This window comes from Xanthomonas sp. D-36-1, assembly GCF_017746155.1.
Lineage (GTDB): Bacteria > Pseudomonadota > Gammaproteobacteria > Xanthomonadales > Xanthomonadaceae > Xanthomonas > Xanthomonas cissicola.
The window spans coordinates 123,984-147,721 of the sequence record NZ_JAGHWR010000020.1 but is presented as its reverse complement, the minus strand read 5'-3'; the positions used below and the strand labels follow the sequence as shown (position 1 = coordinate 147,721).

Genomic DNA, 23,738 nt, shown 5'->3' with positions numbered 1-23,738 from the left:
ATCACGGCGGGCTTGCCGCGCCACTCGATGATCTGCTCCAGCGATCGGATCACACGGGCTGACGGCAGCGACAGATCCACCTCGATCTTCTTGAGCCGGCGGTTCTCCTCCTCCAGCTCCTTCATGCGCGCGACCATGGACACGTCCATGCCGCCGAACAAACAGCACAAGATTCACTTAATGAAAATGCTGCTCAAACAGAAAGCATGAAACTGCGATCAGAACTCATGTCCGCGCTTAAGCAGCATATCGTTAACGCCCATCTAAGCCAATCACAAGCTGCCCAAGTTTTCGGCGTAACGCAGCCCCGAATTTCTGATCTTACGAGAGGCAAGGTCGATCTGTTTGGACTAGATGCACTGGTGAATATGGCAGCAACAGCGGGCCTACACGTGGAAATGCACGTTCGAAGAACGGCATGATTTCAACACCCATCAGCACGAACAATAAACCGGAACGGCCCGCTTGGGCCGTGGTCATTTCCGGGCAAAGACTATGGCGCTCATCTTCTCTCGAATCTGAGCCTGCAATTCCCTGAATTCGATCATCACGCTTTCGACGTCGATGGGCCTTGCGCCTTGGCCTCGCTTTTCCGCAAGCCAGAGTTTCAACAGGCCAGCAACCCGCCCGAGGTCGCCAGTGACCTTGGCCAAGCCTGCAACTGCTTGCAGGTCAACAACCGACCGGATTGGTTCATTCAAGCCAACAGCCCGCAGGAACGCCGACTGAGACATGCCCGCTTGCGCGGCACGCTCTACCATCTTGGCCCGCTCGTCCTCGGTCACGAATACCCCACAAATGAAAGAGAGATGCGGGCTCTGTGGCACATGAATCTCAAAATCACCCCTCAGAGGGCGGTCTCCGAAGTGTCCACTCGTCAATCATGTCTGCCCAATCCTGTAGCATCGCCCGGCGCTGATCGCGGTACTCGGCCTTGTTGTAGACGGCTCGCACGCCCTTCTGTTCGTGCGCAAGGCACTTCTCGATCCAGTCAGTGTTGTAACCAGCCTCATGCAGCAGCGTACTGGCCGTACGTCGCAAGTCGTGCGGGCCGAACTTGCCAAGCGACTGCCCTTCTTTCTGCGCCAGACGATAGGTCAGCGTGAGCACCTGATTGAGCGTAGCGCTGCTCATTGGCAAGTCCGAGTCATAGCGCGAAGGCAGAACGTACTCCGAGCCGCCCGCGAATGTTTTCAAGGCTATGAAAATATCCAGAGCCTGCTTCGACAGGAACACCAAATGGGGATTGCGGCGCTTCATCCTCTCTTTGGGAATTGTCCATAGCGCTTCAGTGAAATTGATCTCACTCCAGGTCGCATTTGTCAGTTCACTTTTGCGCACCATGGTGAGCAACAGTAACTTAGCCGCAACACGCACCGAAGAAGCAGTACCAATGCGTTCCATGTACTGATACATCAAGGCGATTTCATCAGGAGTCAAGGCCCGGTCGCGCGGCTCAAATTTTGCGATGCTGGTAGGCCGCACCAGATCAGCCGGGTTTTCAACCTTCTGACCACGCTCGATTGCCCATCGAAAGACCTGCATCACAATCTCTCGCGAGTGAACTGCTGTTGCCGGAGCACCTCGCTCCACGATGCTGTCAGTCAGCGTTCGCAGGTCCTCATGCGTAATTTCAGCGAGTTTCTGGTTGCCAAATTTCGGCTTTAGCTCCCGTTCGAAAACCGAACGCCGCATATCGCGGGTGGAATCAGCCATTTGGTACCCACGCAGCCATTTATCAGCCCAAGCCCCGAACGTCTCCGCATCCCTGACGCGGCCTTTTTCTCTGGCCTTCTCTTTGGCTGGTGACTTCCCAGCGGCGATCATCTTTTTTGCCTCGCCGAGCCGTTCCCGGGCTTCCGCTAGGGTGATACCCCCTACACCGTAACGGCCGAAGGTGATGGTCTCCTGCCTGCCGTGGATCGAGTAGTTGTAGCGGAATGAAATCGACCCCGCCGGGGTGATAGCTACATAGAGACCGTCACGGTCGTTCACTTTGTAGAGCTTGTCTTTCGGCTTGATGTTACGCAGCTTGGTATCGGTCAGCATGGTCAGGGCGGGTTTCCTCTAAAAAATACCATGCTCAATCCGCATCGCGTTGATTCTATAAAAACCTTATAAATCAATACTTTAACGTAAATCGATACCATGACCATCTGGTTAGAAGAGGCATGGTATCGAGCGCCGAACATGGCATTGGGGTCAGATCGTACCATCTACCATGCCATAAAAACGGGGTGCTTGGCGATGCGAAAACTTGCCAGATAGTGCGGAGCCGAAAACGCAAAAAGCCCGCAGTTACGCGGGCTTCAGGGGTGTTTCATGCCACTTGCTGCCGGTCTATGCCGGACGCGGGATCATTCCCACTCGATCGTCGCAGGCGGCTTGCCGGAAATATCGTAGACCACCCGCGAAACGCCGCGCAGCTCGTTGATGATGCGGTTGCTCACCGTGCCGAGGAAGTCGTACGGCAGGTGCGCCCAGTGCGCGGTCATGAAGTCGATGGTCTCCACCGCGCGCAAGGCGATCACCCATTCGTAGGCGCGTGCATCGCCGACCACACCGACCGATTTCACCGGCAGGAACACCGCGAAGGCCTGGCTGGTCTTGTCGTAGAGATCGGCCTTGCGCAGTTCGTCGATGAAGATCGCATCGGCCTTGGCCAGCAGCTCGGCGTACTCGCGCTTCACCTCGCCGAGGATGCGCACGCCCAGGCCCGGGCCCGGGAACGGGTGGCGATACACCATCGTGCGCGGCAGGCCAAGCTCGACGCCCAGGCGCCGCACTTCGTCCTTGAACAATTCGCGCAACGGTTCGACCAAGCCCAGCTTCATGTGCTCCGGCAGGCCACCAACGTTGTGATGGCTCTTGATCACGTGCGCCTTGCCGGTCTTGCTGCCGGCCGACTCGATCACATCCGGGTAGATCGTGCCCTGTGCCAGCCACTTGGCATTGGCCAGCTTGCTGGACTCTTCGTCGAAGATGTCCACGAACAGGTTGCCGATGATCTTGCGCTTGGCTTCCGGGTCGCTCACGCCTTCCAGCTTGGCGAAATAGCGGTCGGCCGCGTTGATGCGGATCACCTTGACGCCCATGTGCTCGGCGAACATCGCCATCACCTGGTCGCCTTCCTGCCAACGCAGCAAGCCGGTATCGACGAACACACAAGTGAGCTTGTCGCCGATCGCCTTGTGCAGCAGCGCGGCAACCACCGACGAATCGACGCCGCCGGACAGCCCGAGAATCACTTCGTCGTCGCCCACCTGTTCGCGTACGCGCGCGATCTGGTCCTCGATGATGTTGGCCGCAGTCCACAGCGTCTGGCAGCCGCAGACATCCACCACGAAGCGACGCAGCAAGGTCTGGCCCTGCAAGGTATGCGTCACCTCCGGATGGAACTGCACGCCGTACCAGCGCTTGGCTTCGTTGGACATCGCCGCCACCGGGATGCGGTCGGTCGTGGCGGTAATGGTGAAGCCCGGCGGCACCTGCGACACGTGGTCGCCGTGGCTCATCCAGACGTTCAGGCGCGACGCGCCTGCGTGATCGGTCAGCCCAGAGAACAACGCGTCGGCGGCGACCACCTCGACTTCGGCATGGCCGAATTCGCGCTGGTCGGCGGCTTCGGTGGCCCCACCCAACTGCGCGGCGAGCGTCTGCATGCCGTAGCAGATGCCGAACACCGGCAGGCCGCTATCGCACACTTCCTGCGGCGCCACCGGCGCGCCAGGCAACGTGGTCGACTCCGGGCCACCGGACAGGATGATGCCCTTGGCACCGAAACCGGCAATCTCCGACGGATCGTGATCCCATGCCCAGATCTCGCAATAGACCCCGATCTCGCGGATGCGCCGCGCAATCAGCTGGGTGTACTGCGCGCCGAAATCGAGGATGAGGATCTTGTCGGTATGGATGTTGGTCATTGAGAGCCGGGAATCGAGAATCGGGATTGGGGAATCGCAACAGCAAACGCAGCACCAGCCGCTATCGGACGAGGAAGCGGCGGGCTCTTACGATTCCCGATTCGCGATTCCCCATTCCCGATCATCCAGCGCGATAGTTCGGCGGCTCTTTGGTGATCTGCACGTCGTGCACGTGGCTTTCGCGCTGACCGGCGCCGGTGATCTTGACGAACTTGGGCTTGCTGCGCATTTCTTCGATGGTGGCGCAGCCCACATACCCCATGGTCGCGCGCAGGCCACCGATGAGCTGATGGATGATGCCGCCGACCGGGCCGCGATACGGCACGCGGCCCTCGATGCCTTCGGGAACCAGCTTGTCGGCATCGGAAGCATCCTGGAAATAGCGGTCCTTGGACCCCTTTTCCATCGCACCCAGGCTGCCCATGCCGCGGTAGCTCTTGTAGCTACGGCCCTGGAACAGTTCGACCTCACCCGGTGCTTCTTCGGTACCGGCCAACAGGCCGCCGACCATCACCGTCGAGGCACCGGCCACCAGCGCCTTGCCGATATCGCCGGAATAGCGGATGCCGCCATCGGCAATCAATGGAATGCGGTCCTGCAGCGCCTCGGCCACCATGTCCACCGCAGTGATCTGCGGCACGCCCACGCCAGCAACCACACGCGTGGTGCAGATCGAGCCCGGGCCCACGCCAACCTTGACCGCGTCCGCGCCGGCATCCATCAATGCCAATGCCGCATCGCCGGTGACGATGTTGCCGCCGATCACCTGCAGCTGCGGATAGGTCTTTTTGACCCACGCCACGCGATCGATCACGCCCTGCGAATGGCCGTGCGCGGTATCGACAATCACCACGTCCACGCCGGCTGCGGCAAGCAGCTCGATGCGCTGTTCGGTATCGCCGCCCACGCCCACCGCCGCGCCCACCAGCAAGCGCTTGGCGCTGTCCTTGGCCGCATTGGGGTTATCGGTCTTCTTCTGGATGTCCTTGACCGTGATCAGACCGCGCAGCTCGAAGCTGTCGTTGACCACCAAGACCTTTTCGATACGGTTGCGATGCAGCAGCTCGAGCACTTCCTCATCGCTGGCGCCCTCGCGCACGGTGATCAGGCGGTCCTTCTTGGTCATGATGTGGCGGACCGGATCGTCGAGCTTCTTTTCGAAGCGCATGTCGCGGCTGGTGACGATACCGACCAGTTCGCTGCCATCCACCACCGGCACGCCGGAGATGTTGCGCGCGCGCGTCAGCGCCAGCACTTCGCCGATGGTCGTGTCCGGGCTGACGGTGAACGGCTCGGTGATCACGCCGGATTCGAACTTCTTGACCCGCGCCACTTCGCCGGCTTGCTGTTGCGGGGTCAGGTTCTTGTGGATGATGCCGATGCCGCCCAGCTGGGCCATGGCCACCGCAAGACGGTGTTCGGTCACTGTGTCCATCGCCGCCGACAGAATCGGTAGTTTCAGGCGCAGGTCGCGCGTCAGCCGGGTTTCCAGGCTGACGTCCTTGGGCAGGACGATCGAGTGAGCAGGGACGAGCGAGACGTCGTCGTAGGTAAGAGCTTCAGCCTGGATGCGTAGCATCGGCGGACCCGAGTTTGGGGAAGCGCGGCATTTTAACGCATTGGGGCCGGGATTGGGGAGTCGGAATTCGCAACAGCGTCGCGTTGCACCGCCCACCGTTCGCCTGTTTGCCGATTGCCGGCCGATCTCGGATGCAATCCGGATCAGCCGATGCATGCACTTCGCCGTTGCCTTTAACGAATCCCGGATCCAGAATCCTGAATCCCGGCCGCATCAGCGGCCTCGATGGTGTTCTGCATCAGCGTGGCCACCGTCATCGGCCCGACCCCGCCCGGCACCGGGGTGATCCAGGCCGCGCGCTGCGCGGCGGCGTCGAAGCCGACATCGCCCACCAGGCGCCCATCATCGAGCCGGTTGATGCCGACATCGATCACCACCGCACCCGGCTTGACCCATTCGCCCGGAATCAGCCCCGGGCGGCCGACTGCCACCACCAGGATGTCCGCATTGCGCACGCTGGCTTCCAGCACATCGGGCGGGGTGAATTTGTGGCAACTGGTGACCGTGCAGCCGGCGATCAACAGCTCCAGCCCCATCGGCCGGCCAACGTGATTGCTCACGCCCACGATGGTGGCGTTGCGGCCGCGCACCGGCTGGTCGGTGTGGCCGAGCAAGGTCACGATGCCGCGCGGCGTGCACGGGCGCAGCCCGAATTCGCGCAAGGCCAGATGCCCGACATTCTGCGGATGGAATCCGTCCACGTCCTTGCGCGGGTCGATGCGCTGAATCAGCCGGTTGGCATCGGGAATGCCCGGCAGCGGCAGCTGGATCAGAATGCCGTGGATCTTGGGGTCGGCATTGAGCTCATCGATCAGCGACGCCAACTGGGCTTCGCTGGTGCCCTGCGGCAGGTCGTAATCGAAGGCTTCGATGCCGACCTTCTCGGCCGCGCGCCGTTTGTTGCGCACATACACCGACGATGCCGGATCGCCACCGACCAGCACCACCGCCAGCCCGGGGCGCGCCTTGCCGGCCGCCACCCGCGCGTCCACCCGCAGCTTCAATCCGTCGAGCAATTCCTCGGCAATGCGGCGACCATCGAGAAGGCGGGCCGAAGCGGAGGCAGCTGGCGCAGAAGCGGTCATGGGGCGTCAGGTGTAGAGTCGAAGGCCGTCTATTGTCCCCGATTCCGCCATGACCGACACCACCTCACGCTCCGATTCGAGCACCACTTCGATCGAAGCGGCAGCATTTCGCCGTCTGCTGCAGCATCTCAACCAGGACCGCACCGATGTGCAGAACATCGATCTGATGATTCTCGCCGGCTTCTGCCGCAACTGCCTGGGCGATTGGTACCGCGAAGCGGCCGAAGCGCAAGGCCAGGCCATGACCAAAGAGCAGGCGCGCGAAGCCGTTTACGGCATGCCATTTGCCCAATGGAAACAGCAGCATAAAAAAGACGCCACGCCCGAACAACTGGAAGCCTTCGCCGCCGCCCAGCGCAAGCATGGCTAGGCAGGCATCAGTGAGCGCGTCTGCCAAGATGTCCCGAGCGGTCTGTGGCTGGAGGTGGGCGCGCTGAGAAGCCGGAGCGCACGAGCGCCCCATACCGTGCAGGCGTGGCGCGCCCGACGCTCGCGCGGTGGCGTGTGTCCGCTCCCAGTGGCCAGCAAGACGTAGCGAACCATCGTCCAATCGCGGCAATCGCACCGTACGAATGGCGCATCGCATCGCGCACTGGCCATCTCGCGTAGCGTCTGCGCAGCGGTGTTGTCGGCTGCCCTAGGAGCGTGTCATGCACGTTGAGATGAGATGCGTTGGCCGCCAGCGGTGCGGAGCGGATTCTGGCTGGCGTCGGCTTGGCTGGCGCCAAGGCAAGCCGCGCGGCGCCCGCGCCGTACCGCTGACGGCCAACCCGCCGGGAAGCGCCCTGTGGCGCGCCGATACCGTGTTGCGCGCCTTGTCTCGACGCGCCACAGCACGCTTCGCACTGACCTCAACGTACATGACACGCTCTAGTCGCGCGTCTGCGTCTGTACTTGTCCAGCCTGCGGTACCGCATCGGGATTCAGGGTGCGACTGCCGCGGCGCGGCCGCGTGAACGGCGTGGGCCGGGGTGCGGTAGGCACGGTGTTGCCATACATCAGCCTGGCTCCGGCCCGTGCATCGCCGGCAGTGATCTCCAGTTCGAAACGCTCGGCATCACGGCGGCGGACCTCACGCGAAATCATGCCAGCTTCGTCCTCGTCCACACCCAGTTCCACCAGCGCCACTTTGCCGAAGATCACCGCCGACTCGAAGGTCTCGCGGATCTGGTAATCCACTCCCGCCGCGACCAACTGCAGCGAATGCTGGCGGTCGTACGAACGCACCAGCAGCTTGGCATGCGGAAACTCTCGCGTCGCCAGCTCGACGATGCGATTAGCTGCCTCTTGATTGTCGACGCACACCGCAATCGCACGTGCGCTGTGTGCGCCGGAGGCGTGCAGCACATCGAGCCGGGTGCCGTCGCCGTAGTAGATCTTGAAACCGAATTCTTCCGCGCTTTGGATCATCTCAATGTCGTTATCGATGATGGTCACATCCACATCGCGCGCCAGCAGCGACTGACTGGCCACCTGCCCAAAGCGCCCGAAGCCGATGATCAACACGCTACCGGTCTGGCCGCTGGCTGCTTCCACCCCATCCAGCGAGATCGCCGCTGCCGGCGTCAGCCGCCGTTGCAGCAGCACGAACAACGGGGTCAGTGCCATCGACAACACCACGATGGCGGTCAGGCTGGCATTGACCTGGGCATCGATGACGCCCGCTGCCGACGCGGCGGCAAACAGCACGAATGCGAACTCGCCGCCTTGTGCCATCAGCACACCACGGTCCAACGCCTGGCGATGGTCACTGCGCATCATCCGCGCCACCGCATAGATGCACACGCCCTTGCCCACCATCAGGGCCAGCACGCCCACCACGATCAGGCGCCAATCGGCCGCGACCACACGCACGTCCAGGCTCATGCCGACACCGAGAAAAAACAACCCCAGCAGGATGCCGCGAAAGGGTTCGATATCCGCTTCGATCTGATGCCGGAACGTGGACTCGGACAACAGCACGCCGGCCAGGAACGCCCCCATCGCCATCGACAGCCCGCCCACCTGCATCAACAGCGCTGCGCCCAGCACCACCAGCAATGCTGCTGCGGTCATCACTTCGCGCGCCTTGGACGCGGCCAGGATGCGGAACAAGGGATTGAGCAGCCAACGCCCGGCCACCAGCAAGCCGACGATGCAGGCCAGACCGATGCCGATGCCCTGCCAACGCTGCGATGCGGCCTGCGGGTCGCCGCTGGCTCCCATCCAGGCCACGATCGCCAGCAACGGCACGATCAACAGATCTTCGAAGAGCAGGATCGCCACGATCTTCTGCCCCGGCGGCAAGGCGACGTCACCGCGCTCGGCCAACAACTGCATCACCACCGCGGTGGAGGTCAGCACAAAACCGGACGCCGCCACGAAGGCCACCGGTAGCGCAAAGCCGAGCAACATGCCGACGCCGGTCAACACCAGCGCGCAAACCGCGATCTGCAGCGTGCCAAGTCCGAAGATTTCCTTGCGTAAACTCCACAGGTGCGAGGGGCGCATTTCCAGCCCGATCACGAACAGAAACATCACCACGCCCAACTCGGCCACATGCAGGATGGCTTGCGGCTCGTTGAACAGGCCCAAACCGAACGGACCAATGGCAAGTCCCGCTGCCAGATAACCCAACACCGAGCCCAGGCCGAGACGACGGAACACCGGGATCGCAACCACGGCAGCGCCGAGCAGCACCACCACGTTGATCAGTTCACTGGATTCGGCAGGTTGGCTCATGCCCGGATTCTAGCGGCACCAGCGCGGCCTCGGCCTGCATCAGGGTGCGCATCTTTGCCCGCGCTTGGCGTTGCCAAGCCGGGCTCTGCAGACGCGACAATGCGTACGACAAGCTCCCAAACGACGAACGACGCCAGCTGGCGTCGTTCGTAGAAACAGCGATCAGGCAACAATCAGCCGCGCGCGTCGGCCTGGGCCAGTGCTTCGCGCAGGATTTCCTTCGCTGGGCCGCCATGCTTTTCGTGCTCGAGCGCAAAATGCACGGTTGCCTCGATCAGGCCGATATGCGCGCCGCAATCGAAACGGCGACCCTCGAAGCGGAAGGCATCGACCTGCTCTTCCTTCAGCAACTCGGCGATCGCATCGGTGAGCTGGATTTCACCGCCTGCGCCTGCACCGGTGGCTTCGAGCAGGTCGAAGATCTTGGGGCTCAGCACGTAACGACCGACCACGGCCAGGTTGCTTGGCGCGACTTCCGGCTTGGGCTTTTCGACGATCGCGTTGATGCGGCCCTTGCGGCCGTCGAATGCGTAGGTGGAAACGATGCCGTAGCTGGCGGTCTTGTCGTGCGGCACGTCTTCCACGGCGATCACGCTGCCGCCCGAGGCTTCCGCCACGTTGGCCATCTGGGTCAACGCAGCATCGCCGCGGTTCCACATCAGATCGTCCGGCAGCAACACCGCGAACGGTTCGTTACCGACAACGGCCTTGGCACACAACACCGCATGGCCCAGGCCGAGCGCCTCTGCCTGCGTGACAAAAATGGCGCGAACGCCCTCCGGCAATGCATGGCGCACCAGCTCCAGCTGCTCCAGCTTGCCTGCACGCTCCAGCTTCTGCTCGAGCTCATAGGCCTTGTCGAAGTAATCAGCAATGGAGTGCTTGTAGCGGTTGGTCACGAAGATCAGCGTATCGCAACCAGCCTGGATGGCTTCGTCGACGGCGTACTGGATCAATGGCTTGTCGATGATTGGCAGCATTTCTTTCGGCACGGTCTTGGTTGCCGGAAGAAAGCGGGTCCCAAGACCTGCGACGGGGAATACGGCCTTGCGAATACGCTGGCTCATTACAGTCTTCTGACCTCACGTGCGGGGAATGGAACGACCGTATCAGATCGCGCGTCGACTTTCCGTCGAGCAGCCGCAAAATCCGGCATCAAGCTGCCCAATACAGTCTCCATCGCCTTGATGTCATAGCGGTTAACGGCCTCGCGCAAGCGCGTGACCAGCTGCAGCACCTGCTCATGCGAGAACTCGCGCACACCGGCTTCCAGGATCTTGGGGTGCGCGGTGGGACGATAGTCTTCGTCGGAATAGAACAGCGTCTCGTGCAATTTCTCGCCCGGACGCAGGCCGGTATAGAGAATCGCCACGTCCTTGCCCGGCTGCTTGCCGGCCAGACGGATCATCTGCTCGGCAAGCAGTCGAATCGGCACCGGCTCGCCCATGTCCAGTGTATAGATCGCACCATGCGACGCGGATGCAGCTGCCTGGATGACCAACTGGCAGGCTTCGGGGATGGTCATGAAGTAACGCGTCACATCCGGATGCGTCACGGTTACCGGGCCGCCCTGGCGGATCTGTTCGCGGAACAACGGCACCACGCTGCCGGCCGAATCCAGCACGTTACCGAAGCGCACGGTGATGAAGCGCGTCGGCGCATCGCGCGCGTCGAGGCTTTGGCAGATCATTTCTGCATAGCGCTTACTTGCGCCCAGCACGTTGACCGGCTCGACCGCCTTGTCGGTGGAGATGAAGACGAAGGTTTCGATACGTGCACGCTGGCAGGCGCGCGCCACGTTCTCGGTCGCTAGCACGTTGTTGCGCACCGCCTCGCGCAACTGCTCTTCCAGCAACGGCACCTGCTTGTAGGCGGCTGCATGGAAGACCGCATCCGGCGTGGCAGTGTTCAACGCATGCGCCACGACCGCCGGGTCGCCGCAATCGCCCAACACGCGCACCACTTCGATATCCGGGAACAGCCGGCGTAGATCCGAGTCGATGGTCAACAGCGCCAGCTCGTCGATTTCCAGCAGGACGATCCGACGCGCGCCGTGGCGCGCGCACTGGCGGCAGACTTCCGAACCGATCGAACCGCCGGCACCGGTCACCATCACGGTCTTGTTGGTCAGCCAGTCGCGGATCAGGCGCCAGTCGGGCGTGACCGGCTTGCGGTTGAGCAGGTCCTCGATCGCGACCTCCTTCAACTCGCCCGGCAACGAGCGCCCCTCCAGTACGTTGATCAGCTTGGGCACCATGCGGAACGGCAGGCCAGTGCTTTCGCAGATCGCCACGACGCGCTGCATGCCAGAGGCGTCCAGCGACGGGATCGCGATCACCAGCAACTTGGCGGCGGTCTCCTTGGCAATGGCGGCGGCCTGATCCAGATTGCCCAGCACGTTGAGACCCTGGATCTTGGCCCCATGCAGGTTATTGGCGTCGTCCAAATACCCGACCGGCACAAATGCGCCGGTGCGACGCAGATCGCGCACCAACCCTTCAGCAGCGCGACCAGCACCAAGGATCAGCACGCGCTGCGCGGCATCTCCGGAGTGCGCAATCTGATAATCCTTCCAGGCCCGATACAGCAAACGGGGCGTACCCAGCATGGCCGACAAGGCAAATGGATAGACCACCAGCACCGACAGCGGCACGCCATCCAGACGGTCGTACGCCAGCGCCAGCACGATCGCGACCAGTCCAAGAAAACTCGCCTTGAAAATGTTCCACAGGTCCGGCACCGAGGCGAAGCGCCACAACCCGCGGTACAACCCCATCTTCCAGAACACCAGGCCCTGCGCCACCAACACCACCGCGGTGCGCCAGTCCCACAGCGGCAGATCCGGCGCGTCACGTAGCATCGAATAGCGACCGGCATGCAGCAGCTGCCAGCACACCCACACCATCAGCAGGTCATGTACCACGACCGCTATCTGCGGCAGGGCCTTGGTCAAACGGTCACGCCAGGAAATCATAAAAGTCCATTAGTCAGGAATTGCGCAGTCCATCGCGCAGAAAAAGCCAGATTGCAGTGGCGCCCATGCCCCACACCAGCGCGCCGGACACCTGCAGCCAGAACGGATCATGACGGATTAACAGGTACAAGCAGACGGCAATGAGGCTGAACGCGAAATAAACGCACGTTACCGGGACGTGCGTCTCAAGACGACGCGCCAGACGTTGGTACAGATGCTGGGCATGTGGCTCCCACCAGCGTTGCCCGGACAGCATGCGAGCAAGCAGCGTGAAGCCGGCGTCTACAAGAAAGGCCGTCAACGGGAACCAGCTGATCCACCAGCTCACCTGACCACTCGCCACGTTCAGCGCCAGCAGCGCCGCCAGCACGTAGCCGAGCGCGCCACTGCCGCCATCGCCCATGAAGATGCGCGCACGTGGGAAATTGAACGGCACAAACCCGAGGCACGCGGCTGCAATCGCCAGACCTGCCCACGACCAACCGGCAGGCGCTACCAGCGAGAATCCCAGCGCGGCCAACGCCGCCTGGGTGCTGGCGAGCCCATTGATGCCATCCATGAAATTCCAGACATTGATCAACACCACGGACGCAGCGGCAGTCAGCACTCCATCCCACACGCTGCCCGTCGCGTGCCAAACCAAGGCGCCCAATGCCGCCGATGCGGCCAGGTGAATCGAAAACCGCAGCCTTGCCGAAAGCGGACGGTGGTCGTCCCACCAGCCCACGCCGGCCACTGCGACCAAGCCCGCTGCGAACCAGCAGACCGTCAACCGGGATGTCGGCCATAGCGCGCACGCCGCAACGCAGCCCAGCAAGATTGCCGCCACAATCGCCATGCCGCCACCGCGCGGGGTCGCCACCAGGTGGCTACGCCGTTCACCGGGATGATCGAGCAGACGCCGGTGCAAGGCATAGCGCCGCAGCCCCCAGGTGCCCAGTGCCGCGACCAGCAGGTGCAGCGCGCACCACAGCCACGCCATCAGACCACCGCGTAGTTCAACAGCGGTTTGACCGTACCCCATTCCTTGCAGCTCGGGCATTGCCAGTGATGCGTCTTGGCACCGAAGCCGCAGCGCGTGCATCGGTAGCTCGGATTGCGCACCAGCAACTGGTCGGTGATGTGCTTGAGGTCCTGCAGGGTGCCGACCGGGTCGCTCCCCTCGGCCAGGGTGAGATCGATCAATGCCGACTCACCACGCACCGACGGCCGATCCTTGAGCTGGCGGCCAAGATAGGCAAGCGCAGGCGCGACGCCATCCTGGGCTTCCATCAACTGGGTCAGCGCCAGCACCGGAGCGATGCCGCGATAGTGCTCGGTCATCTCCGACAGGAAGTTGCGCGCGCCGGCGATATCGCCGACCCGTCGATACGCGGCCATCAATGCAGGAATGATCTCGGGCAGGTATTCCGGATCATGCCGGGCAGCCCGTTCGAACGCGCGCACCGCCGCTTCGTCGTGACCGCGCTCGGCTTCGATGCGTCCTTCCAGAATGCCGGCACGCACGGAAGTGCCATCGGCCTGGTAGGCACGTGCGATCGCTTGGAGTGCATCGTCGGTTTTGCCCAGGCCGCGATAGCGATCAGCCAGTTCGCATTCGAATTGCGAGATCAGCTTGCCCATCGGCTCGCCGGTCACCTCTTCATAGCGGGTGGCGTTGTCGATCGCCTTTTCCCAATCGCGCTCGGCCTGATAGATACCGATCAGGTGACGCAGCGCCTGCGGCGCGCGCTGGTCAAGTTGCGCCAACTCCGTAAAGACCGTTTCGGCACGATCCAGCAGACCCGACTTCATGTAGTCCTCGCCGAGCGCCAGCAAGGCCTGGACGCGCTGCTGATCGGTCAGGTCGCCACGCTGCACCAGGCCCTGGTGCAGGCGGATCGCACGGTCCACTTCACCACGGCGGCGGAACAGATGCCCCAACGCGACCTGGGTCTCGAAGGTTTCCTTGTCCAGTTCGGCGATGTGCAAAAACAGCTCGATCGCCTTGTCCGGCTGTTCGTTGAGCAGATAGTTCAACCCGCGGAAATAGGTACTGGAAAGACGACTGACCTGCGTGTCGCCATGGCGTTGACCGCCACGACGGCCGACGATCCAGCCGCCTAGCGCAGCCAGCGGCACGAACAGGAAGAACCAGATCCACTCGGTCAGAAATTCCATACGTCGTTACAGTCCATCGATGGGGCGCGGCTCGACGGTCGCAGGCGTGACAGCCCTGGCGTCGGCGCGACTGACCGCAACAGCCTTGTTGGCCTGGCGCAGTTTGGAATAGAGGGGAATGACCACACTGACCAGCACCATGCCGGCACCGACCAGCAGCGCGACGATGATCGCGACGCCTGAACTGGTATGCACGCTGGAGAACAGAAAATCGAGCGTGACGTCCTGGGAATTGACCGCACCGATGATCAGACCGACCAGCAGGAAGGCCAACATCACCAGCAAGCGAAGCACCTTCATGGCGAGACTCCGTCGGGAGGCGGACTAGCTTAACCGAGACCACATAAACGCAGCGCCAGAATGGCTTCAGTCTGCCGTATCGGCCACATCCACAGGCACCACGGAGCTGACACGCTCACGCAATTCCTTGCCCGGCTTGAAGTGGGGTACATGCTTGCCCGGCAGCGCGACCGACTCGCCGGTCTTAGGGTTACGTCCCAACCGTGGCGGACGGTAATGCAGCGAAAAACTGCCGAACCCGCGAATTTCGATCCGATCGCCATCGGAGAGCGCCTGGCCCATCATTTCCAGCAGCGACTTGACTGCCAGATCCACGTCGTCCGACTTCAGATGCGCTTGGCGTCGCGCCAGGATTTCAATCAATTCGGACTTGGTCATGGGAGACTTGCTTTTTTCGACTGACACATCGGAATCGGCCCGGGCAAGCCCGGGCCGATCCGTTACGCTCTTGCGAGCGCTACGCGCTTACTCGGACTTGTTGTTGTTCAACTGCGCACGCAGCAGCGCGCCCAGCTGAGTCATGCCGCCCGACGCGGAGGCGGACTGGTAGTCCTCCAACGTTTCGCGCATTTCGGCATCGTCCTTGGCCTTGATCGACAGCTGCAGGGTGCGGCCCTTGCGGTCCATGCCCACGAACTTGGCTTCGATCTTGTCGCCGACCTTCAGGTGCTGGGTGGCGTCGTCGACGCGCTCGTTGGCGATGTCGCGTGCAGCGACGTAGCCTTCGATGCCGTCGGCCAAGTCGATCGTGGCGCCCTTGGCATCCACTTCACGCACCACGCCTTCGACCTTCGAACCCTTCGGGTTGGACGCCATGTACTGACCGAACGGGTCCTGCTCCAGCTGCTTGACGCCCAGGCTGATGCGCTCGCGCTCCGGGTCCACTGCCAGCACGACGGCTTCCAGCGTGTCGCCCTTCTTGTAGTTGCGCACGACATCTTCGCCGGTGGTGTTCCAGCTGATGTCGGACAGGTGGACCAGACCGTCGATGCCGCCGTCCAGACCGATGAAGATGCCGAAGTCGGTGATCGACTTGATCTGACCGGACACCTTGTCGTTCTTCTTGTGGGTCGCAGCGAAGGTTTCCCACGGATTGGCGGCAACCTGCTTCATGCCCAGCGAGATGCGGCGACGCTCCTCGTCCACGTCCAGGACCATTACTTCGACTTCGTCACCGACCTGCACAACCTTGGACGGGTTGACGTTCTTGTTGGTCCAATCCATTTCGGAGACGTGCACCAGACCTTCGACGCCCGGCTCGATCTCGACGAATGCGCCGTAATCGGTGACGTTGGAGACCTTGCCGAACACGCGGCTGTTGGCCGGGTAACGACGGGCAATGTTGTCCCACGGATCTTCGCCCAGCTGCTTCAGGCCGAGGCTGACGCGGTTACGCTCGCGATCGAACTTCAGCACGCGCACGTCCAGCTCGTCGCCGACGTTGACGACTTCGGACGGATGGCGCACGCGCTTCCAGGCCATGTCGGTGATGTGCAGCAGGCCGTCGATACCGCCCAGGTCCACGAATGCGCCGTAGTCGGTCAGGTTCTTGACGACACCCTTCAGGATCGCGCCTTCCTGCAGCTTGTCCATCAGCTGCTCGCGCTCTTCCGAGTGCTCGCTTTCGACCACTGCACGACGCGAAACCACCACGTTGTTGCGCTTGCGGTCCAGCTTGATCAGCTTGAACTCAAGTTCCTTGCCTTCCAGGTAGGCCGGGTCGCGCACCGGGCGCACATCCACCAGCGAACCAGGCAGGAACGCGCGGACATCCTTGATGTCCACGGTGAAACCACCCTTGACCTTGCCGCTGATGCGGCCGGTGATGGTTTCGTTCTTTTCCAACGCTTCTTCCAGCTCGTCCCACACCATCGCGCGCTTGGCCTTCTCGCGCGACAACACGGTTTCGCCGAAGCCGTTCTCGATGGAATCGAGGGCGACCTTGACCTGGTCGCCTACGCCGACATCGATCTCGCCAGCGTCGTTACGGAACTGCTCGATCGGCACAATGCCTTCGGACTTCAGGCCAGCGTTGATCACCACCACGTCGCCGCGAACTTCCACGACGGTACCGGTGACGATGGAGCCCGGCTTCAGCTTCGCCAGATTGGCTTGGCTGGCTTCGAACAGTTCTGCAAAAGATTCTGTCATTTGAATTTACTCAGTTGAACACACGGGCGCCGATCGTCGGAGTGCGACAGATGCGAACCGCCCAGCCTGTTGGTCGACTCCATACAGCGAGTCGGTTAGAAGTCATAGAACTGCCACGCAGGATGCGCGACGGAGCTTTGGAACGCCTTACGGTCGGCGGGACAAACCCGCTTGCGAAACGCTTACGACGGCGCGCGGTCTGCGAGCAACCCGACCACACGCTGGACGACATCCTCGATTCCCATTCCACTGGTATCGATCAGCACGGCGTCTTCGGCCGGCCGCAATGGCGCCACCACCCGCTGCGCATCACGGGCATCACGGGCCATGATCTCGCGCAGCAGGTCGTCAAAGATAACCGAAACACCCTTTTCCATCAACTGTTTATGGCGACGGCCCGCACGTTCTTCGGCACTGGCGGTCAGAAACACCTTGTAGGCAGCATCGGGAAAGATCACCGTGCCCATGTCGCGCCCGTCGGCAACCAGCCCGGGCGCGCGCCTGAATGCGCGCTGGCGCTCCTTCAGGGCGCTGCGCACCTCGGGAATGGCCGCAATGGCCGAGGCCAGCGCACCGGTCGTTTCCAGCCGCAACTCGCTGGTCGCATCCGCGCCATTGACCAGCACGCGCAGTCCTGCCTCGCCCGCATCGTCGAATTCCACCCTGGTGTCGAAGGTGCAGCGCACCAGCGCTGCCGGATCGGAGACATCCAGGTCGGCCCAGCTCGCAGCAACCCCGACAGCGCGATACAGTGCGCCCGAATCGAGGTAGTGCCAGCCCAGCCGGGCAGCCACGATCCGGCTCACGGTGCCCTTGCCGGCGCCGGAGGGGCCATCGATGGTGAGAACGGGCGACAGGTCGGTCATTCAGGTGTCCGGAAGGTCATCAGCCGGTAGTGTAGCGCCGCTTGCAGCGATTGCGCCGCAACCACTTGAAAGCACGACGAAAAGCCGGTTAGAATCGCCGGCTTCATTCCGGGTGCACCCTCGATTGCGGGCACTCTTCCATCGAATCCAACCGTTTACGCCGAGGTGTGCCATGAAAGTCCTGTCCTCCCTGAAGTCTGCGAAGACCCGTCACCGCGACTGCAAGGTGGTCCGCCGCCGCGGTAAGGTCTTCGTGATCTGCAAGTCGAACCCGCGTTTCAAGGCGCGTCAGCGCTAAGCCTCTGCGGCGTGCGCAAGACCCGAGAAAGCCGCCTCCGGGCGGTTTTTTCTTGGCCGCTGCTTCACAGCACTGGTTGCCCTACGTCTCTGCCGCCGGCCGACCCTGGCAGGACATTGTCGTGACTGGGCCGGGGCGCTCGGGCAATCGCGGCCCCGCCAGGTCAGCCGTGTCGCAACAGCGCCTGTCGTCGTTTTTTGCTGTAATCACCACCTGAAATCTTGTCCACTGGGGAGTAGATGACATGCGTAACCGTTTGTTTGTGATGCCGCCGGTCGTGCTGACAATCGCGCTGATGGGGATCAGTGCCGTCGCTTCGGCCGATACGCTGCTGGTCGACCGCGCACAGCAGAAGCCTGCCGCTGCCCTGCCCTTGCGCGGGGAGAGCATGAGCCAGGTCGAAGGCCGCTACGGCGCGCCGCAGGAAAAGCTCGACCCGCGCGGCGGCCAGAAGCGCCAGTGGCCGACCATCCATCGTTGGGTGTATCCGGCCTTCACCGTGTACTTCGAAAAGAGCAAGGTGATCGACGTGGTCGCCAACAAGGCCGATGCCAACGAGATCGGGCCCAAGCCGCCGATCCGCTGAGACACGGCGACGGCTCGGCCGGAGGTGTTGGCATCTGTTATTCGCACGCCGGCCGTCACGATTCGCATCGCAAGCTGGACCGGGTCCGTCAGCATCCGGACATGCGTTGCTGCAATGCTGCCACAAAGCCGGGCGCGGCGAGCGGCGCCCGGATCGCAAGAGCCCGCAGCGACGTGCGGGATATCGATGAACGTGTGGGCGATGGCCCGCACACCAAGATGAGTATTTGCCTGGCATGATCGACCGTCTTCGCTTTCCCGCCGAGTGGGAACCCCAATCCGCTGTGTTGCTCGCGTGGCCGCACGCCGGTACCGATTGGGCCGAGCGCCTGGCCGATGTAGAGGAAACCTACATTGCGCTGGTCACGGCGATCTCCCGCTTCGAACCGGTGGTCGTCTGCGTGGCCGACGACGACCTGCAGATCTATGCCGAGGCGCGGCTGCGCTCGGCGCGGGTGGACATGACGCGGGTGCGTTTCGTGATCGCCGCCTACAACGACACCTGGCTGCGCGATTCGGGCCCGATCACGCTGCGCCAGGACGCCGGCTTCCGGTTGATGGATTTCCGTTTCACCGGTTGGGGCGGCAAGTTCGAAGCCAGCCTGGACGATCAGCTGGTGAGCTCGCTGGATGCCGCGCAGGTGTTCGTGCCGGCGCAGGTGGCGACGGTCGACTTCGCCCTGGAAGGCGGCGCAATCGAGACCGATGGTGCCGGCACCCTGCTGACCACCTGGAAGTGCCTGCATGAGCGCCACCCGCAGCACACGCGCGAATCGCTCAGCAGCGATCTGGCCGCCTGGCTGGCGCAGGAGCGCGTGCTGTGGCTGGATCATGGCTACCTGGAAGGCGACGACACCGACGCGCATATCGATACGCTGGCGCGCTTTGCCGGTCCGGATGCGATCGTCTATCAGGGCTGCGATGTGGCCAGCGATTCGCATTACACCGAGCTGCAGGCGATGGGCGCCGAACTGGCCGCGCTACGCACTGCCGACGGGCAACCGTATCGGCTGTTTGTGCTGCCGTGGGCACAGCCCATTCTCGACGAAGGCCGCCGGTTGGCTGCGTCGTATGCCAATTTCCTGATCGTCAACGGCGCGGTGTTGATGCCGGCCTATGGCGATGCCGCCGACGCAACCGCGCAGGCAGTGCTGGCGCAGGCGTTTCCGCAGCACGAGATCGTGCCGGTGCCGTGTCGTGCGCTGATCTGGCAGAACGGCAGCCTGCATTGCCTGACCATGCAATTGCCGGCCGGCCTGCTCGCGGCCTAATCGCAGTTGCGAACCTCGCCTGCGTCGCGGCCGCACCGACCGCGCGTGGCTTCCTGTTCCGGCCGGCAGGCCGGTGTTACGCCATGGCGCGCTACCTTAGTGCGCCACTTACGTTGGATGCTGCCATGACCCGTCATCTCCTTCCCGTCGCGCTGATCCAGGAGCGCAACCACGGCGACGCCGAGGCCAACCTGGCCGTCATCGCATCGCGCGTGGCCGAAGCCGCCGCGCAGGGCGCAAAGCTGGTGCTGCTGCAGGAACTGCACAACGGTGCGTATTTCTGCCAGCACGAGTCGGTGAACGAGTTCAACCTGGCCGAGCCGATTCCCGGTCCCAGCACCGAGCGCCTGAGCGCGCTGGCCAAGGAGCACGGCGTGGTGCTGGTCGCCTCGCTGTTCGAACGTCGCGCGGCCGGCCTGTATCACAACACTGCGGTGGTGTTCGAAAAGGACGGCCGGCTGCTCGGCAAGTACCGCAAGATGCACATCCCCGACGATCCGGGCTTCTACGAGAAGTTCTATTTCACTCCGGGCGACCTGGGCTTTACGCCGATCGATACCTCGGTGGGCCGCCTGGGCGTGCTGGTGTGCTGGGACCAGTGGTATCCGGAAGCGGCGCGCCTGATGGCGCTGGCCGGTGCGGAACTGCTGCTCTACCCCACGGCGATCGGTTGGGATCCGGAGGACCAACAGGCCGAGCAGGAGCGCCAGCGCGATGCCTGGATCCTCAGCCATCGCGGCCATGCGGTCGCCAACGGCGTGCCGGTGCTGTCGTGCAACCGCGTCGGCCATGAGCCCTCCCCGCTGGGCGCATCGGGCATCCAGTTCTGGGGCAACAGCCATGTGCTGGGGCCGCAGGGCGAGTTCATTGCCGAAGCCGGCCAGGACCCGACCGTGCTGATCTGCGATGTCGACCTGCAGCGCAGCGAACACGTGCGCCGCATTTGGCCGTTCCTGCGCGACCGCCGCATCGATGCGTACGGCGATCTGCTCAAGCGCTACATCGACTGACGCATGCCATTGGAGCTGCGTGCAGTCCGCGATGCGGACATTCCGGCGATCACCGCGATTTATGCGGAACAGATCGCCGGGGTCAACACCTACGAATACAACGCGCCATCGCTCGATGAGATGCGCGCGCGGGTGAGCGCGATCGTGGATGCGGGCTACCCCTATTTGGTGGCAGAGCTCGATGGCGTGGTCGCGGGCTATGCCTATGCCAGTGCATTTCGCGCGCGTGCGGGATATCGCTGGACGGTGGAGAACTCGATCTACCTGGCCGCCGCGATGCAGCGTCGCGGCATCGGCAAAGCGCTGCTGGGCGAGCTGATCGCGGTGTGCGAGCAGCGCGGCTTCCGGCAGATGATCGCGGTGATTGGCGATGCCGAGAATCTGGCCTCGCGCCGCTTGCATGAACGTTTTGGATTTCGCACGGTCGGAGTCTTTAACGGAATCGGCCGCAAACGCGGTCGTTGGTTGGACGGCGTGCAGATGCAACGCGCGCTCGGCTCCGGCGACACCGCCCCTCCTTCTGATGAAAAAAAGCCACATGACTGAGCAGCCCCCCCACGTTCTGGACGATGCGCTGTCCGGCCAGCCGCATCGCATCGTCGAACGCGACGGCGTGCGCTATACCCTGCTCGGCACCGCGCATGTGTCGCTGGCCAGCGTTGCCGCCGTGCAACGGGCGATCGGCAGCGGGCGTTACGACGCAGTGGCGGTGGAACTGGATGCGCAGCGCCTGCAGGCGCTCAGCGACCCGGATGCCCTCGCCCGCCTGGACCTGGTACAGGTGATCCGCAAAGGACGCGTGGCCTTGTTCGCGGCGAATTTGGCACTTGCCGCGTACCAACGCCGCCTGGCCAAGCAACTGGGCATCGAGCCGGGTGCAGAACTGAAAGAGGCGGTGAACCTGGCACGCGCGCAGGGCTTGCCGGTGCATCTGATCGATCGCGAGGTTGGCCTGACCTTCAAACGTGCGTCCGGGCGCCTGGGCTTCTTCGGCAAGATGAAACTGGCCGGCGGATTGCTCGGCGGCCTGTTCGCTGCCGATGAGGTCGGCGAAGAGGAAATCGAAAAGCTCAAGCAAGGCGACATGCTGGAGGCAAGCTTCGGCGATTTCGCCAGCGAAAGCCCGGAACTATACGAGACCGTCATTGCCGAGCGCGATCAATACATGGCCACGCGCCTGCGCGAAGAAGTCGGCGCGGATCAGCGCGAGATCTTGGCGGTCGTCGGCGCCGGGCATCTGGCCGGGCTTGCGCGCCATCTGGAACAGGACACCGCAGCACCCGGCCCGCTGCGCGAATCGCTGGAATACGTGCAGCAGCGCAAGCGCATTCCATGGATCACGCTGGGCATCCTGGCGATCATCATCACCGGCATCGGCATCGGGTTCTGGCGTGGCGGCCTGAGCATGGGCGCGGACCTGTTGCTGCAGTGGGCCATGTATACCGGCGGCATGGCCGCGCTCGGCTGTTTGCTGGCCGGTAGCCACCCGTTGAGCATTCTCACCGCCGCGGTCGTCGCGCCGTTCAAACCATTCCGCCTGAGCGTGCCGACAGGTGCATTCGCGGCGTTGGTCGAAGTGCATATGCGCAAGCCGGCCTACGGCGATTTTCTGTCGCTGCGCGACGATGCGCAGACGCTGCGCGGCTGGTATCGCAACCGCGTCTCGCGGGTGGTGCTGACATTCCTGTTGACCAATTTCGGCAGCATGGCCGGTGTATGGCTGGCCGGGGTGCAGATCTTCAACCGTCTGCATGGGTGAGCTTAAGCCGCTTGGTCCAGACCGTTCGCAGGAGCGCACCTGGGCGCGATGAGGCTTTACCGGTCAATCCCCGTCGCGCCCGGGTGCGCTCCTAGGGCATGCGGTTGATTGCCGGACGCTCCGGCGCGAGCTGCAGGCGTACCCACACCCCATAGTGATCCGATGCCCAGCGGCCTTCGGCATAAGGCGCCTCGAATAGGATGCGGGCTTCGCGGGCCAGCAGGCGGTTCTGCTGGAAAAACACATGGTCGATACGCGCAGGCCTGTCGAAGACGTGCATGTTCAAGGTGCTGACCGTGGCATCGCTATTGCGATGCACGCTGCCATAGCTGTCGCCGTAGCCCTTGCGTAGCGCTTGCAGATCGAGCGTGTCGGCGGCGGTGTTGAAATCGCCGGCGATCACCACCGGCGCCTGCGCGCTGTTGGAGGCGATGAAGTCCAGTAGATCGGCTACCTGGCGCGTGCGGATGCCGGTACCGCGTGGGTCGGCGCGTTCATTGAGATGGGTGACGTAGACGTTGACCGGCTGGCCGTCGACATCGATCTGCAAATGCGCGGCGACACGGTAGTCGTCCAGCGGCTGCAGCAGGCGCTGGTGCGTGGCCAGCACCTTGCGGTGACTCAGCAACGCGTTGCCGTAGCGCTTGGGCGCGTCGACCGGATCGACCGAGGCGAAGGTGTAGTCGTAGCCGAGCTTGCGCGCCAGCCAGGCAGCCTGATTTTCCACGCTGCCGCGGCGCTCGATCACTTCCTGCAACGCAATCACATCTGGCGCCAGTTGCTTGAGCTGCCTGGCGATATAAGCGCGTCGTGCCGGCCAGTCTTCGCGATCGTGATGCAGGTTGAGCGTGACCAGGCTCATTTCACGCGGCGCCGCACTCGGTGACTGCCCGACAGCTGGCAGTGACCGATCGGTCTTGCCGCGTTGCATGGCTTGCGCAGGATTGACGCCCTGAGCTATTCGCCCGGCCTGCGCGCCAGTCGAGCACAGCAGCAGCACGAGCACCGCGACCGGCCATCCGGCATGTCGCCGTACTGGCGCTGCCCGCGACGGCT

Annotated in this window: 22 protein-coding genes and 2 pseudogenes; 8 read left to right on the top strand and 16 right to left on the bottom strand. The window is 63.1% G+C overall.

Annotated elements, in window-relative coordinates; genetic code table 11:
• Positions 1-116, bottom strand: a pseudogene (locus tag J7367_RS06755) (IS3 family transposase); the annotation flags it as partial.
• A 54-nt stretch (positions 117-170) separates the two neighbouring features.
• On the opposite strand from J7367_RS06755, the pseudogene J7367_RS06750 reads away from it, so the two are divergent.
• Positions 171-422 (top strand): annotated as a pseudogene (locus tag J7367_RS06750) (XRE family transcriptional regulator); the annotation flags it as partial.
• Between the two features lie 54 nt (positions 423-476).
• Here the strand turns inward: J7367_RS06750 and J7367_RS06745 are convergent.
• The 5 genes from J7367_RS06745 to folD form a co-directional block, all read right to left on the bottom strand.
• Entirely contained in the window at positions 477-761 is a 285-nt protein-coding gene (locus J7367_RS06745) for a CopG family transcriptional regulator (protein WP_244672278.1), read from the bottom strand.
• A 79-nt stretch (positions 762-840) separates the two neighbouring features.
• On the bottom strand, positions 841-2,049 hold the full coding sequence (locus J7367_RS06740; RefSeq protein WP_057661586.1) for a site-specific integrase: 1,209 nt from the start codon (positions 2,047-2,049) through the stop codon (positions 841-843).
• Positions 2,050-2,357: 308 nt separating this feature from the next.
• On the bottom strand, positions 2,358-3,923 hold the full coding sequence (guaA, locus tag J7367_RS06735; protein WP_057661584.1) for a glutamine-hydrolyzing GMP synthase: 1,566 nt from the start codon (positions 3,921-3,923) through the stop codon (positions 2,358-2,360).
• A gap of 121 nt (positions 3,924-4,044) precedes the next feature.
• The gene (guaB, locus tag J7367_RS06730; RefSeq protein ID WP_007963221.1) at positions 4,045-5,502 is read right to left on the bottom strand and encodes an IMP dehydrogenase; all 1,458 of its coding nucleotides are present in this window, start codon (positions 5,500-5,502) and stop codon (positions 4,045-4,047) included.
• A 173-nt stretch (positions 5,503-5,675) separates the two neighbouring features.
• Complete coding sequence (gene folD, locus J7367_RS06725; RefSeq protein WP_022559245.1) at positions 5,676-6,587, bottom strand: bifunctional methylenetetrahydrofolate dehydrogenase/methenyltetrahydrofolate cyclohydrolase FolD; 912 nt, start codon at positions 6,585-6,587, stop codon at positions 5,676-5,678.
• A gap of 49 nt (positions 6,588-6,636) precedes the next feature.
• Here folD and J7367_RS06720 point away from each other — a divergent pair, with 49 nt between their 5' ends.
• On the top strand, positions 6,637-6,957 hold the full coding sequence (locus J7367_RS06720) for a DUF1244 domain-containing protein (RefSeq protein ID WP_057661581.1): 321 nt from the start codon (positions 6,637-6,639) through the stop codon (positions 6,955-6,957).
• A gap of 500 nt (positions 6,958-7,457) precedes the next feature.
• On the opposite strand, the gene J7367_RS06715 is transcribed toward J7367_RS06720, so the two are convergent.
• From J7367_RS06715 to cmk, 9 genes are all read right to left on the bottom strand, one after another.
• The gene (locus J7367_RS06715) at positions 7,458-9,308 is read right to left on the bottom strand and encodes a monovalent cation:proton antiporter-2 (CPA2) family protein (RefSeq protein ID WP_057661579.1); all 1,851 of its coding nucleotides are present in this window, start codon (positions 9,306-9,308) and stop codon (positions 7,458-7,460) included.
• A 173-nt stretch (positions 9,309-9,481) separates the two neighbouring features.
• Positions 9,482-10,375 carry a UTP--glucose-1-phosphate uridylyltransferase GalU gene (gene galU / locus J7367_RS06710; protein WP_057661577.1) on the bottom strand — a complete coding sequence of 298 codons (894 nt, stop codon included), beginning with the start codon at positions 10,373-10,375 and terminating at the stop codon, positions 9,482-9,484.
• Positions 10,375-12,282, bottom strand: coding sequence for a nucleoside-diphosphate sugar epimerase/dehydratase (locus J7367_RS06705; RefSeq protein WP_007970136.1), 1,908 nt, complete (start codon positions 12,280-12,282; stop codon positions 10,375-10,377). Before J7367_RS06705 ends, galU begins: the two co-directional genes overlap by 1 nt.
• A 13-nt stretch (positions 12,283-12,295) precedes the next feature.
• Positions 12,296-13,264, bottom strand: a complete 969-nt coding sequence (locus J7367_RS06700; protein WP_057661575.1) for a glycosyltransferase family 4 protein — start codon at positions 13,262-13,264, stop codon at positions 12,296-12,298.
• Entirely contained in the window at positions 13,264-14,442 is a 1,179-nt protein-coding gene (lapB, locus tag J7367_RS06695; protein ID WP_057661574.1) for a lipopolysaccharide assembly protein LapB, read from the bottom strand. Before lapB ends, J7367_RS06700 begins: the two co-directional genes overlap by 1 nt.
• 6 nt (positions 14,443-14,448) lie before the next feature.
• Positions 14,449-14,742, bottom strand: a complete 294-nt coding sequence (locus J7367_RS06690; RefSeq protein ID WP_057661571.1) for a LapA family protein — start codon at positions 14,740-14,742, stop codon at positions 14,449-14,451.
• A gap of 66 nt (positions 14,743-14,808) precedes the next feature.
• A complete protein-coding gene (locus J7367_RS06685) occupies positions 14,809-15,120 on the bottom strand; it encodes an integration host factor subunit beta (protein WP_003489651.1) in 312 nt (103 codons plus the stop codon).
• Between the two features lie 87 nt (positions 15,121-15,207).
• Positions 15,208-16,893: a 30S ribosomal protein S1 gene (gene rpsA, locus J7367_RS06680; protein WP_003489652.1), complete on the bottom strand. Its 1,686-nt coding sequence runs from the start codon at positions 16,891-16,893 to the stop codon at positions 15,208-15,210.
• A 182-nt stretch (positions 16,894-17,075) separates the two neighbouring features.
• Complete coding sequence (gene cmk, locus J7367_RS06675) at positions 17,076-17,759, bottom strand: (d)CMP kinase (protein WP_008572390.1); 684 nt, start codon at positions 17,757-17,759, stop codon at positions 17,076-17,078.
• 172 nt (positions 17,760-17,931) lie between these two features.
• On the opposite strand from cmk, the gene ykgO reads away from it, so the two are divergent.
• From ykgO to J7367_RS06645, 6 genes are all read left to right on the top strand, one after another.
• On the top strand, positions 17,932-18,057 hold the full coding sequence (ykgO, locus tag J7367_RS06670) for a type B 50S ribosomal protein L36 (protein WP_005913193.1): 126 nt from the start codon (positions 17,932-17,934) through the stop codon (positions 18,055-18,057).
• A 244-nt stretch (positions 18,058-18,301) separates the two neighbouring features.
• Complete coding sequence (locus J7367_RS06665) at positions 18,302-18,643, top strand: hypothetical protein (RefSeq protein ID WP_007970129.1); 342 nt, start codon at positions 18,302-18,304, stop codon at positions 18,641-18,643.
• Between the two features lie 235 nt (positions 18,644-18,878).
• Complete coding sequence (locus J7367_RS06660) at positions 18,879-19,913, top strand: agmatine deiminase family protein (RefSeq protein ID WP_057661570.1); 1,035 nt, start codon at positions 18,879-18,881, stop codon at positions 19,911-19,913.
• A gap of 125 nt (positions 19,914-20,038) precedes the next feature.
• On the top strand, positions 20,039-20,923 hold the full coding sequence (locus J7367_RS06655) for a carbon-nitrogen hydrolase (RefSeq protein ID WP_057661568.1): 885 nt from the start codon (positions 20,039-20,041) through the stop codon (positions 20,921-20,923).
• 3 nt (positions 20,924-20,926) lie between these two features.
• Positions 20,927-21,469, top strand: a complete 543-nt coding sequence (locus J7367_RS06650; protein ID WP_057661565.1) for a GNAT family N-acetyltransferase — start codon at positions 20,927-20,929, stop codon at positions 21,467-21,469.
• The gene (locus tag J7367_RS06645; protein WP_039571193.1) at positions 21,462-22,682 is read left to right on the top strand and encodes a TraB/GumN family protein; all 1,221 of its coding nucleotides are present in this window, start codon (positions 21,462-21,464) and stop codon (positions 22,680-22,682) included. The genes J7367_RS06650 and J7367_RS06645 overlap by 8 nt, the downstream gene beginning before the upstream one ends.
• Positions 22,683-22,773: 91 nt before the next feature.
• Here the strand turns inward: J7367_RS06645 and J7367_RS06640 are convergent, their stop codons facing one another.
• The gene (locus J7367_RS06640; RefSeq protein WP_057661563.1) at positions 22,774-23,688 is read right to left on the bottom strand and encodes an endonuclease/exonuclease/phosphatase family protein; all 915 of its coding nucleotides are present in this window, start codon (positions 23,686-23,688) and stop codon (positions 22,774-22,776) included.
• Positions 23,689-23,738: the final 50 nt, after the last annotated feature.